General features: G+C 58.2%; 11 protein-coding genes. 8 read left to right on the forward strand and 3 right to left on the reverse strand.

Going from position 1 to position 12,625, the window contains the following annotated elements; translation table 11 throughout:
• The 6 genes from lptF (at position 1) to rsmA (ending at position 7,779) form a co-directional block, all read left to right on the forward strand.
• The gene (gene lptF / locus FHR98_RS06590) at positions 1 to 1,125 is read left to right on the forward strand and encodes an LPS export ABC transporter permease LptF (protein WP_183415860.1); all 1,125 of its coding nucleotides are present in this window, start codon (positions 1 to 3) and stop codon (positions 1,123 to 1,125) included.
• The gene (locus FHR98_RS06595) at positions 1,122 to 2,285 is read left to right on the forward strand and encodes an LptF/LptG family permease (protein ID WP_183415861.1); all 1,164 of its coding nucleotides are present in this window, start codon (positions 1,122 to 1,124) and stop codon (positions 2,283 to 2,285) included. The genes lptF and FHR98_RS06595 overlap by 4 nt, the downstream gene beginning before the upstream one ends.
• A gap of 74 nt (positions 2,286 to 2,359) precedes the next feature.
• Positions 2,360 to 4,528, forward strand: coding sequence for an LPS-assembly protein LptD (locus tag FHR98_RS06600; protein ID WP_183415862.1), 2,169 nt, complete (start codon positions 2,360 to 2,362; stop codon positions 4,526 to 4,528).
• 115 nt (positions 4,529 to 4,643) lie between these two features.
• The gene (locus FHR98_RS06605) at positions 4,644 to 5,894 is read left to right on the forward strand and encodes a peptidylprolyl isomerase (RefSeq protein WP_183415863.1); all 1,251 of its coding nucleotides are present in this window, start codon (positions 4,644 to 4,646) and stop codon (positions 5,892 to 5,894) included.
• Entirely contained in the window at positions 5,891 to 6,928 is a 1,038-nt protein-coding gene (gene pdxA, locus FHR98_RS06610; RefSeq protein WP_183415864.1) for a 4-hydroxythreonine-4-phosphate dehydrogenase PdxA, read from the forward strand. The genes FHR98_RS06605 and pdxA overlap by 4 nt, the downstream gene beginning before the upstream one ends.
• Entirely contained in the window at positions 6,925 to 7,779 is an 855-nt protein-coding gene (rsmA, locus tag FHR98_RS06615; RefSeq protein WP_183415865.1) for a 16S rRNA (adenine(1518)-N(6)/adenine(1519)-N(6))-dimethyltransferase RsmA, read from the forward strand. Before pdxA ends, rsmA begins: the two co-directional genes overlap by 4 nt.
• 15 nt (positions 7,780 to 7,794) lie before the next feature.
• Here rsmA and gmk read toward each other — a convergent pair whose 3' ends face one another.
• Entirely contained in the window at positions 7,795 to 8,436 is a 642-nt protein-coding gene (gene gmk, locus FHR98_RS06620) for a guanylate kinase (RefSeq protein ID WP_183415866.1), read from the reverse strand.
• A gap of 24 nt (positions 8,437 to 8,460) precedes the next feature.
• Positions 8,461 to 9,369 carry a YicC/YloC family endoribonuclease gene (locus FHR98_RS06625; RefSeq protein ID WP_221205766.1) on the reverse strand — a complete coding sequence of 303 codons (909 nt, stop codon included), beginning with the start codon at positions 9,367 to 9,369 and terminating at the stop codon, positions 8,461 to 8,463.
• A gap of 187 nt (positions 9,370 to 9,556) precedes the next feature.
• On the opposite strand from FHR98_RS06625, the gene FHR98_RS06630 reads away from it, so the two are divergent.
• Both FHR98_RS06630 and FHR98_RS06635 read left to right on the forward strand, forming a co-directional pair.
• Positions 9,557 to 10,936 (forward strand): glutamine synthetase family protein, encoded by a 1,380-nt coding sequence (locus FHR98_RS06630; protein WP_183415867.1) that lies wholly within the window; start codon positions 9,557 to 9,559, stop codon positions 10,934 to 10,936.
• A gap of 19 nt (positions 10,937 to 10,955) precedes the next feature.
• Positions 10,956 to 11,420: a GNAT family N-acetyltransferase gene (locus FHR98_RS06635; RefSeq protein WP_183415868.1), complete on the forward strand. Its 465-nt coding sequence runs from the start codon at positions 10,956 to 10,958 to the stop codon at positions 11,418 to 11,420.
• Positions 11,421 to 11,422: 2 nt separating this feature from the next.
• Here the strand turns inward: FHR98_RS06635 and FHR98_RS06640 are convergent, their stop codons facing one another.
• A complete protein-coding gene (locus FHR98_RS06640) occupies positions 11,423 to 12,571 on the reverse strand; it encodes a pyridoxal phosphate-dependent aminotransferase (protein WP_183415869.1) in 1,149 nt (382 codons plus the stop codon).
• Positions 12,572 to 12,625: the final 54 nt, after the last annotated feature.

Raw genomic sequence — 12,625 nt, forward strand, 5'->3', positions numbered from 1 at the left:
ATGACCAACCTGGAACGTCATATTCTACGCCAGCTCGTCTTCCTGACTCTGGTCATCCTTTTGGCGCTGACCTTTGCGGTATGGCTTAGTCAGTCGCTGCGCTTGATCAAGCTAATCGTCAATCAGGGCATCGACATCGCCTCGTTCCTCTACCTGATCGCCCTGCTCGCGCCAGCATTCATTAGCATTGTCATGCCATTGGCAGGCTTTGCCGCCGTTCTGGTGATTTACAATAAAATGGCAAACGACAGTGAGCTTGTCGTGATGCGCGCCGCGGGATTCAGTCCATTACAGATCGCTCGCCCTGCCCTCTATCTCGGCATCGTCCTGACGCTCGCCAACTATCTCGTTGCGTTCTACTTGCAACCGGCGTCCTACCGCGCGTTCAAGGACACGCGCACTTTGCTTCAGACCGAATTGAGCGCAGTGCTGATCGAAGAAGGCGTTTTTACCGACGTGACGGACGGTTTGACGGTCTATATCCGCGACCGGCTGGATGACGGCTCTCTTCAAGGAATCCTGGTGCATGACACCAGGACCCAAGGCAAGCCTGTTACCATGATGGCCGATCGTGGCTTTATCGCGGATGCCGACGCCGGACCAAAGGTCGTCATGTTGAAGGGCAATCGCCAGGAGATGAACCAGGAAACCGGACAGCTCGCGCTGCTCTACTTCGATCGCTACACATTGGAACTGACGCAGCTTGGCAAACAACTGGAAATGCGCTGGCCCGACCCCGCTGAGCGCTACCTCTCCGAACTGGTTGGGCCGGGTATACACCCATCCGACAACGATCCCCAGGTCAGGCCTCGACTGACCGCCGAAGCGCACAAGCGATTTGCCAGTCCCTTCCTCAGCATGACGTTCATCCTGCTCGCCTTATCGGCGCTCTTATCGGGTGACTATAATCGACGTGGGCAAACAAATCGTTTGGCCGTAGCCGTCATAATCGTCGGCGCGCTCGATGCCGCGAGCTTTGGATCGCATTCGCTCATCGAGGAGGACACATTCCTTGCACCCCTGATCTATGCGATTAGCCTTTTGCCAGCGCTTGCCGCGGGATTCATTCTGATCGCCGGTATCAGAGGCACGACCGGCAAGCCTCTTGTGTCGGTGCCGTCATGAGTATCCTCGGGCTGACGCACTTAGATGAACGCGTCGACGTCACCGGCGGTCGTCGGTTATCGCCAACCGTATGTTTCTACATTGCCCGCATTTTTCTGACCTGGGTTGCGCTGCTGTTTCTCGCGATCGGAACCATTGTGGTTTTTGCCGGCGTCGTTGACCTGATGAATCGCTTGGGGCGTCGCGAGGGTGTCGATTTTCTCGTGGTGCTCAATTTTTCAATGTTGAAGCTCCCCTTTATCCTGCAAGAGGTTTCGCCTTTTATTTTGCTTTTTGCCAGCCTCGGAGCATTCTGGCGTCTGGTGCGCAAGAATGAGCTGGTGGTTTTGCGCGCTGCCGGCGTATCCGTTTGGCAGTTTTTGCTGCCAGTCGTTGTCAGCGCTCTAGCAATCGGCCTGCTGATCATCACGATCCTCAATCCCATTGCCGCCGCTACCTACGGACGGTTTCAGGTTGCGGAAGAAAAAATTCTGAAAAACCGGACTGAGGCTCTTAATCTGTCCAATTCGGGACTTTGGATTCGCCAACCCGACCTTACCGAGCCGGCAGGCGGGGGCTACTACATCTTACATGCTTCCGCGCTTGATCGAGACACGTCGATTTTTGACGAATTGATTGTCTTTCGCTTTGACCGCACGGGTCGGTTCGAAGGGCGCTACGATGCCGGAAAGGCGACCTTGACTCCGGATGGCTGGCGCCTTGAGAAGGCCTGGAAGAACTGGCCGGGAGAAAAACCGCTTCTCGTGAATCGTCTGCTGATTCCGAGCAAACTGGAGTTCGAGAGGCTGGAGAACAGTTTTGCCAAGGCGGAAACTATTTCCTTTTGGAGTCTTCCGAGCTTTATCGATCAGTTACAAGACGCCGGTTTTCCTGCGCGCGCCCATAAACTTCAATGGCATCGCCTTCTGGCCATGCCAGCGCTTTTTGCTGCAATGGTGCTGCTTGCCGCAACGACATCCCTGCGGCCCCATCGCCGTGGGCGCGTGATTCTTTTGATGCTGATAGGGCTAGGTGCCGGTTTCCTTCTCTACATAGCAAGCAGTATCGTCTTTGTGCTTGGCCTCACCTCTAAAATACCTATCGTGCTAGCAGCCTGGACGCCGGCTGGTGTTTCCTTGATGCTGGGGATTGCGTTACTGCTCCATCTGGAAGACGGTTAAGATGGAAGTCAGTTAGGGGAAAATGCGCGGGGATGAATAGCAGAATGTGGGGAAGACGGCTCCAAGAATACTTAATGGCTTCAGCCGTAGCCTTTGGGCTGGTGTTCCTTCCTGGCCTTGCTCTGGGCCAATCGACCATGCCGCTTCCCGAATTGGATTCAGATACCCCAGCTTTGCTGAGCGCCGACGAAGTCACTTATGACGAGTCGCTGGGGGTCGCCACGGCGCGCGGAAATGTGGAGATATCCCAGGGTGACAGAGTGCTGAAGGCGGACGCCATCAGCTACAACATGCGTAACGATGTCGTCACCGCAAGCGGGAACATCACGTTGATCGAACCCTCAGGCGAGTTGATTTTCGCCGAGTACATCGAGTTGACCAGCGATCTAAAGGAAGGGTTCATTCGCGACGTTCGTGCATTGCTGACCGATCGATCACGACTGGCCGCCGCCAGCGGCGTTCGCCAAGGCGACCGTGAAACGACCTTCCGCAAAGCTGTCTTCAGTCCTTGTGAGCTATGTCGCGACGACCCCACCCGCGCACCGCTTTGGCAGGTGAAAGCCGCTGAAGTCACCCATGATCAGGAAGAACGGGTGATTCAGTATCGCGACGCTTGGTTGGAGATGTTCGGCGTACCGATTCTCTATACCCCCTATCTGGAACACCCCGACCCGACCGTTGATCGCAAGTCCGGATTTCTAGCGCCTCGCTATCATCACTCCGACGCCATGGGTCATGGGATAGAAGTCCCCTACTTCTTCACCATCGGCCCAGACAAGGATCTGACACTTGCCCCTATCTTCACGACCGAGCAGGGCTTGTTGATGACCGCCGAGTATCGGCAGATCATGACGTCGGGTGAGTTTTCGGTCAGCGGCAGTGCGACCCTCGATGACATGACGAGAAACGGAAAAGTGGATAAAAACCAGTTCCGTGGGCACTTTTTTGCCGAAGGCGAGTTCAGCATAACCCCGAACTACCGGGCGAGCTTCGACATCAAGCAATCCGCCGACGATACTTATCTGCGCGAATTCGATTTTACCAACGACCGAACACTGACCAGCCGAGGCACGGTCGAGTATTTTGAAGGCAGGGATTACGGATCGCTCAACGCCTTTCTTTTCGACGGTCAGCGCGCGCAGGACGACGACGAGGAAGCGCCGATCGTCCTTCCGGAACTTCAGTACAGTTTTATCGGCGAACCGGATGAGCGTGGTGCGTTCTTCAGCATCGATGCCGGTATGCTGAACATATTGCGAGAAGAAGGCCAGGATTCACGCCGTCTGTCACTGCATGGACAGTGGGAGATGCCCTATGCCGGAGAGATGGGCGACCTCTACCGCATCAAAGCGGCACTCTCCGGCGATCTCTACTGGGGCAATGACGTCGATAAGGTTGGCGAGGACGTGACGCCGGGACCGGGCGTCAACACGCAAGATGGTTTTGCCGGACGGCTTTTCCCGCAAGTGGCCGTGGAATGGCGCTATCCGTGGGTGAGTTATCAGGAGGACTTCGCCCAAACGCTGGAGCCAATCATACAGGTGGTTGCCTCGCCGGAGGGCTTCAACGACGGTGACATTCCAAACGAAGACAGTCGCGATGTCGAGTTTGACGACAGCAACCTGTTTTCGCTCAATCGCTTTCCAGGTGATGACCGTGTCTCCAGCGGTAGCCGCGTCGACTATGCGCTCCGCTGGACAGCGGAATCACCGGATTTCGGTTGGGGCGAGGTCTTCTTCGGCCAATCCTTCCGTTTCCTGGGAGGCAGTGACTTCGAGGCGGGATCGGGACTGGAGGATGATCTCTCGGATTTCGTCGGTCGCGTAGCCTTCGAACCCGATCCGACCTTCAGGACGCGCTACCGCTTCCGCCTGGATAAAGATTCGTTGAAGGGTCGGCGTCACGACTTCTCTGCAAGCATAGGGCCGCCCGCCTACACCTTCACGACTCAATACACATTGGCAACGCTAGACGACACTGGCTCTGGCCCCGAGGACTCGGAGGAAATTCGCCTTGGATTCTCCACCCAGATAAACGAGTTCTGGTCAGCGGGGGTGACCTATTTGCGAGACCTCGACGAAGATGAGACAAGGTCCTATGGCGGACAGATTCGATATCATGACGAATGTTTTGATCTGCGGTTGCGCGCGGAGCGGGAATTCTTCAACGATCGCGATCTGAAGCCTTCGGACACAATTCTCTTCGAGGTTGTCTTCAAACACCTTGGCGGCGTCTCCAGTTAATAGGCGTGCCTTGTTTGCGCCAAACTTTGTGGGATACTGCGCCTTGAGAACGCCTCTGCAGGGAACCGCCCTGTCGAGACCGACACATTCGGAACGGACGAGAGAAACCGGGATAATGAAGAAAGCCTATGGTCTGATAGTGGCGCTCCTTCTGCTTGCGCCAGTCGCGTTGAACAGTGCTCGCGCGCAAGACACGCTGCGTGCTGCGGCAGTGGTCAACGATGATGTCATTAGCGTGCTTGACCTGAGCCTGCGAACGCGTTTGGCAATCGCTTCCATCGGGGCAAAGGATTCTCCGGAAATTCGGCAACGCTTGACCCCGCAAGTTCTGCGCGCGTTGATCGACGAGCGCCTTCAACTTCAAGAAGCCAAACGTCTGTCGCTCGAGCCCACTGAACAGGAGGTAGAGGAAGCCTTTGCGGCCATCGCCCAGGGAAACAACATGTCTCCTGAACAGTTCACCGAAGTGTTGCGTCAGAACAACGTACTGCCCACCGCGGTCAAGGACCAGGCACGGGCAGAGTTGGCGTGGCGTGGCGTGGTGGAGCGCCGCATCAGGCGACAAATCACCATCAGCAACGAACAAATCGGCGCGGAGATCGAGCGGTTGAAAGGCCAGGACGGCCAGCTGCAATACAGAATTGCCGAGCTTTTCCTTTCTGTCGACAATCCCGGTGATGAAGCAAGAGTTAGCGAGAACATCGCACGATTGGCCGATGAAATTCGCAAGGGCACGCCGTTCCAAGCCGTGGCCAAGCAATTCTCGCAATCGTCAACGGCGTCCGTGGGCGGCGATTTGGGTTGGGTTACGCTAGATCAGATCGATCCTGCGGTTGCGCGCGCGGTTCAGGGGCTGCAAAAGAACGGACTTGCAGGACCCATCCGCGGTACCGCCGGTTACTACATCGTGGGTCTGATAGATCAGCGAACCTTCCGCTTAGGTGAGCAGTTGATCGATACACGCGCCATTGCGCTCCCTGTGCGTCCAGGTACCAGTGCCGAGGTCATCGAACAGCGCATGGCGCAATTGGCTGCAATTCAGCCACGAATTGAAAGCTGTACCAATCTTCAAACACTCGCCAAGGAAGCCGGTGAGGATGCCGTCGTGCGCGACACGGGGCGGCAGCGGCCACAAGACTTGCCGCCTGACGTGGCTCGGGCCATCGAAGGCGTTGCCGTAGGCCAGGCATCCGCACCCTTCCGGCGCGCCGATGCCTTGATTATTGCCGTGGTCTGTGGCCGCGATTCCAGCGGCATTGATCGCAAGCGCGTCGAAGAACGCCTGGTGCAGGAGCAGATTGAATTACGGGCGCGCCGTTATCTTCGCGATCTGCGACGCTCCGCCGATCTGGACATTCGCATATGAACTCTGCGGGATCCAAAAGCCGCTTGGCGCCACTGGCGTTGACGGTCGGGGAACCGTCAGGGATTGCAAGCGAGATCACACTAAGGGCTTGGCTGCTCCGGGAAAGTCACGCGTTGCCCTGCTTCTTCCTTTTGGACGAAGCGCGTTGGGTCGCGGAATCCGCCAAGGCTCTTGGGCTGGATGTACCGATCAGGGAAATTGAGCGCCCGGAGCAGGCTCATAACTGTTTCAATGATGCTTTGCCGATACTTTCCCACGGTGTCGTGCGCGACGAGGCGTCGCCGGGTCACCCCAGTCCTGCCAATGCGCCCGCCATCATTCGCTCGATAGAACGCGCGGTGACCTTGGCGCAGGACGGGCATGCCGCCGCCGTGGTAACCAACCCCATCAACAAGAAGTCTCTGATGGACTTTGGCTTCGCACACCCAGGCCACACGGAGTACTTGGGCGAGCTCGCGGGTCCGGGCCATCGCCCTGTGATGATGCTGGTATCACCGGCTTTAAGAGTGATCCCTGTTACCGTGCACGTACCGTTGAGCCAGGTACCAGATCTTTTGACCCGCGAGGCTATTGAAACGGCTTGCCGGACCGCGGCTCAAGCCTTGAAAAGGGATTTCGGCATCGCCGAGCCGCGCATCGCTGTGTCGGGGCTTAACCCGCATGCAGGTGAACAGGGCAACATCGGCCGAGAAGAGATTGAGATCATCAATCCTGCAATCGCCGCCATGAAGGCGGAAGGCTTGTCGGTCTTTGGGCCAGTCCCTGGCGATACCCTTTTCCACGCAGCCGCGCGAGAAACCTACGACGTCGCGCTTTGCATGTATCACGATCAGGCCTTGATCCCTCTCAAGACTCTCGACTTCGACCGTGGTGTCAACGTGACGCTTGGGTTGCCTTTTATCCGAACCTCGCCGGATCATGGAACGGCCCTGGGTATCGCCGGCAAGGGCATGGCCTCGCCAATCAGCTTGATCGAGTCTCTGAAACTGGCGGGACAAATGGCTTATCGGCGTAGTTGGGTCGACGCGGCGTGAGCGGGAGCGTCCCGAACCTGCCGCCTTTGCGGGAAATTTTGTCTCGCTATGGCCTTGAGCCAAAAAAATCCCTCGGTCAGAACTTTCTTCTCGATCTCAACCTAACCGGCCGAATTGCCCGCGCCGCCGGCGACTGTGGCAAAGGCACAACCATCGAGATCGGCCCAGGTCCGGGCGGCCTGACGCGCGCATTGTTGCTGGAGGGCGCGGCCAATGTTGTAGCCGTTGAAAGGGACCGCCGTTGCGTGGCCGCCCTGGCCGAACTGTCCGACGCCTTTCCTGGGCGTTTAACGGTAATCGAAGCCGATGCCATGACCTGCGACCTGGCCGATCTGGGCCCGGCGCCCCGGCGGATCGTCGCCAACCTGCCGTACAATATCTCAACAGCTCTCCTGATTCGCTGGCTAACGGCCCTGTATGAGACTCCGGGCCTGTTGGATGGCATGACCCTGATGTTCCAAAAGGAGGTTGCCGAGCGTCTCTCCGCCAAACCCAGGAGCAAGAACTACGGCCGCCTGTCGATCCTGACACAGTGGCTTTGCGAAACCGAAAATCTCTTCGACATTTCCCCCAAGGCCTTCATCCCGCCGCCGAAGATCACATCGACGGTCGTGAGGCTACGGCCACGTGCCGAGCCGCTCCACCCCGCCACTATGACCGTGCTGGAAAAGGTCACCGCCGCCGCTTTCGGTCAGCGCCGCAAAATGCTGCGCCAAAGCCTGAAACCGCTTGGGATCGACCCTAAACAGCTGTTGGAAAAGGTAGGGATTCTAGAAACCGCGAGGGCGGAAGAACTGTCCGTTGCAGACTTCTGTCGTCTGGCTCGGAGTGTAGAAGATAATGACGCCTAGCCCGGTTCTCGAGGACTAGTCGCCGGAGCCGCGTAATTCCTCAACGAAACGCCGTAGGCCTATCTGCCGTTCCCGTTTCAAACGCTCGGCCGCCAAGATTGCCTTTACCTGAGCCACACTCGTTTCGACGTCATTGTTTACGATGACGTAATCATACTCGGCCCAGTGACTCATCTCCGCGGCAGCTTCGGCCATGCGTTGACGTACGACCTCTTCGGAATCCTGCGCTCGTTGGTAAAGGCGTCGCTCCAACTCTTCCACCGACGGCGGCAGCACGAAAACGGAAACCAGATCCTCACGGGCCGCCTCAGCGATTTGCTGAGTCCCCTGCCAATCTATATCGAACATCACGTCACGCCCCTGGGAAAGCGCCTGCTCTACAGCCGCGCGCGGCGTACCGTAACGGTTCTTGAACACCGTGGCGTGCTCAAGGAGTGCGCCCTTGGAAACCATCTGCTCAAATGCGCTTGCAGAGACAAAGAAGTAATCCCGACCCTCGATCTCGCCGGGACGCGGCGGGCGGGTCGTTGCCGAAACCGACATCGACAAAGCTGGCTCGCTATCAAGCAGCCTACGCGAGATCGTGGTCTTCCCCGCCCCGGAAGGTGACGAAAGAACCAGCATCAACCCGCGTCGTTTGATGGCATTCTCGTTCATCGCAACTCCCTCGCGGATCCCGCGTTATTCGATGTTCTGTACCTGCTCGCGCAACCGATCAACCACGGCCTTCAGCGCCAGGCCGACCCGGGTCAACTCGATATCCGAAGACTTCGAACAGAGTGTGTTGGTTTCCCGATTAAGTTCCTGACACAGGAAGTCGAACCGCCGTCCTATCGCGGCACTGTCCTTCAACAACTCCCTTGCCGCAATGATGTGCCCCGCCAAACGATCCAGCTCTTCACGAACATCGCCTTTGGTGGCCAGCAGAGCGACCTCCTGTGCGAGACGCTCGGGGGCAACCGGCTTCTCCCCACCGAGTAACTCAGCAAGCTGGCGTTGCAGGCGCTCCTGGATGGCTGCTGGCTGCGCCGCGGCAAGACTGGTCGCCTGTTCGGTCAAGGCCGCCATTTCGCTCAGCAACTCCTCAACCACGCCCTGAAGGTGGCGCCCCTCGTCTTGACGGGCCGCTATCAGACTGGTCACCGCCAGTTCCAAATCCGCAAGCAACTGTGCCTCGCGGGCCTCCATCTCGGCAGGGTCGCTAATCGGCTCAACGACTTCAACCACGCCGCGAATCGCCAGCAAGCCATCGGCACTTGCCGGCTTTAGCTCCTGCTCAGCCTCAAGGCGCTTTGCCTCCGCCAGCACCTGAGCCAAAACCTCCTGATTCAACTGCACATTCTGGGGTGCACGCGAACGATCCAACGTCAGATTGATCTGCAAGCTACCACGGGTCAGGCGCTTGGCGATCCGCCCGCGCAACGGCGCGTCCAGCATCTCAAAGCCAGCAGGCAAGCGTGCCCGCATCTCAAGCCCGCGCGCATTCACGCTCTTTATTTCCCAAGTCCAGCCGAGCGCGCCGTCCCCACCGCTTTGGCGTGCGAAAGCCGTCATGCTGGCAAGACAGTGCTTTTGCTGGGGCTTGGCCATGGTGTGGCAGTCCTTCTCGTGCTGGCGCTCTCTCCGGGAATCGTCGAGGAGGCGCTTGTGAAGGGTCCCTTATAAGGGACCGGCAAGGTAGGCAACAAGGGGCGTTACACCACCGACAAACCTTGTTTTACGATCGTTCGATAACTGCCTACTTGACCAGCGGCTCAACCCAAGGCGATATGATGCTATGCCAGACAGCAGCACAAATAGAGAAAAAGAGGCAGCCGAGGCTCTTGGTCTTCTACCGAATGCCAGAGCCGTTGATTGCTTTTTTTCCGATCTGTCGGGCGTGGTGCGAGGTAAGCGCTACCCGATAGACCAATTGGACAATGTTCTAGGTGGCGGCGTCGCCTTTCCCGGATCGGTCTTCCTTCTGGACACGCGCGGCGAAAGCCACGACCCGAACGGGCGCGGATTTTCCGATGGCGACCCGGATTGCGCGGCAATACCGATCCCTGGAACTCTGAAACCCGTTCCCTGGGCCGCACAGCCCTTGTTGCAGGTCATGCTGACTCTCCAGAACGAGGATGAGTCGCCCTACTACTTTGAACCCCGGAACGTGCTGAGGCGAACAATCGCCCATTTTACCGAAATGGGCCTGACGCCGGTTGTGGCGATGGAACTGGAGTTCTACTTGATCGACCGCGAGTTAGATCAGCATGAAGCACCGCAGCCACCAATCTCCCCACTGACCGGGCAGCGCGATCACGGCACGCAGGTGTATGGGATGTCCGAGGTTGATGCCTACGGCGACATACTGGAGGACATTTCGACCGCCTGCGACCTGCAAGGCATTCCAACGGGCGCCATTTCAGCGGAGTATGCGCCCGGCCAGTTCGAGATCAATCTGCATCACGTGCCCGACCCTCTGGCAGCCGCCGATCACTGCGTGCTGTTCAAACGTGTCGTCAAAGGCGTCGCCAGCAAGCACGGCATGCGGGCGACTTTCATGGCCAAACCCTACGGCGAGCACGCTGGCAGCGGGCTGCACATGCACATCAGTCTGGTCAACAGCGACGGCCGCAACGTTTTCGATGGCGGCGCGGAAAATCCAGCGAGCCCAATGCTGCTGAACGCCATCGGCGGCGTCCTGGATTCGCTGCCGGAGGCCATGGCTTTTTTGGCGCCAAATCCCAACTCTTACCGGCGGTTCAAGCCCGATATCTTCGTGCCGATCGCACGTTCATGGGGTTACGAGAACCGTTCTGTTGCCCTCCGCATTCCTCTTGGTGAGGGCCACGCCCGTCGAATCGAACACCGCATGGCAGGCGCTGATGCCAACCCTTACCTGACCTTGGCCAGCGCTCTGGCAGGCATACATCACGGCATCACCAACAAGATCGATCCTGGTCCGAAGTGGGAAGGCAATGCCGGTGTCGCCTACGACCAGGGCTTAACCTTCCGGCCCCGCCGGTCATTGGATAGACTGGAAAGCGCCACCGTGCTCAATAAGTATTTTGGCGAGGAGTACGTGAAAACCTACGCCGCCTGTAAACAGCGCGAGATGGACCGCTACGAAGGTGATATCACGCCTACGGAGTACGCCTGGTACCTTCAAGCCGATTGAGCCGCAAACGGGAAACATCGTGACCGAACCGGGGTTACAGATTCGGGAAGAACCGCCACGCCAGAAGGACATTATTAAACTGCTGTCCGAACTGGATACCTACCTGAACGACCTTTACCCGCCGGACCAGAACCACCTTTTGGACCTAACGGACTTGGAAGGGCCGGATGTCATCTTTCTGGTAGCCCGCATCGATGGCCAGGCGGTCGGTATCGCGGCCCTCCGCCGTCATCCCTACTTCGGGGAAGTGAAACGCATGTATGTTAGCCCGGCCGCCCGTGGTCGTAAGGTCGGGGCAACTCTGCTGACCGCCGTGGAAACACAGGCGCGTGCGTGCGGATATCGCCTACTCAAACTAGAAACCGGCCCCCTGCAGAAAGAAGCCCTTGGCCTGTATCGACGGCGTGGTTTCATCCCTTGCTCGGCTTTTGCCGATTATCCTGAAGAACCAGCCAATCTCTTCATGGAAAAGCGGCTGGTTTAGAATCACGCCAACCAGTTACCAATGCGCTCGGCAGCCGTTTCAATCTCGTCGTAGGCCCCCGCAAAGGAAAACCGAACGAAGCGATGGCCGCGTTCGGGATCGAAATCGATTCCCGGCGTGGCGGCAACCCCAATCTCGGCCAGCATTCTGGCGCAGAACTCCTGACTGTCATTGGTATAGCGCCCGACATCAGCGTAGATGTAAAAAGCGCCGTCGGCGGGCGCCAGCTTGTCCAGCCCGGCCTTGGGCAGGCGGTCCAGCAACAAAGCGCGGCTGCGGGCATAACCATCGACCAGCGCATCAAGATCTTCCTTGCAGTCGAAGGCCGCACATCCGGCAATCTGAGATAAGGTCGGGGCCGAGATAAACAGGTTTTGCGCGAGGCATTCCACCGGCCGCAAAAGATCCTCCGGCAAAATCATCCAACCCAAACGCCATCCCGTCATGGAGAAATACTTGGAGAAGGAATTGATCACCACCGCATCGTCACTGAATTCAAGCGCCGAGACCGCCCGCTTTCCAAAGCTTATCCCGTGATAAATCTCGTCCGAAATCACCCGGATATCCTGCGCCGCGCAACACTTCATCAAAGCCCGCAGATGCGGGGCATCGAGCATCGTGCCTGTGGGGTTGGAGGGGCTGGCGACGATCAGCCCTTGCAGGTTGCCTCCCGCTTGCTCCAACAAGGCCGGAGTCGGTTGGAAGCGGTCTCCGGCCTCGCTCGGCAAAAGAACCGGCTCGACCCCAAGCGCTGAGAGAATGTTGCGATAGGCCGGATACCCAGGAGCCGCCAGCGCAACCCGATCGCCTGCATCGAAGGCCGCCAGAAAACTTAGCAGGAATCCCGCCGACGATCCGGTCGTTACCACGACACGGCGGGGATCCAGGTCCAAACCGTAGGCATCTCGATAGTGACCGGCAATGCGTCGCCGCAACTCGGGAATACCAAAGGCATCCGTATAACCAATCTTGTCCGCATCAAGCGCCCGCGCGGCAGCGTTTCGTACCGCGGCCGGTGCAGGCGTACCCGGCTGTCCTACCTCAAGGTGCAGCACTTCCTTGCCCGCAGCAGCCCGTTCGTTAGCAGCACGCATCACATCCATGACGATGAAAGGCGGTATTAGTCCGCGGCGGGATTGCTTCAATGGCATTCAGCGATCCTCGGCAAATGCCTGGGTGATGCGGCGAGCGGTCATCATACCGTC

Source organism: Limibacillus halophilus, assembly GCF_014191775.1.
GTDB lineage: Bacteria > Pseudomonadota > Alphaproteobacteria > Kiloniellales > CECT-8803 > Limibacillus > Limibacillus halophilus.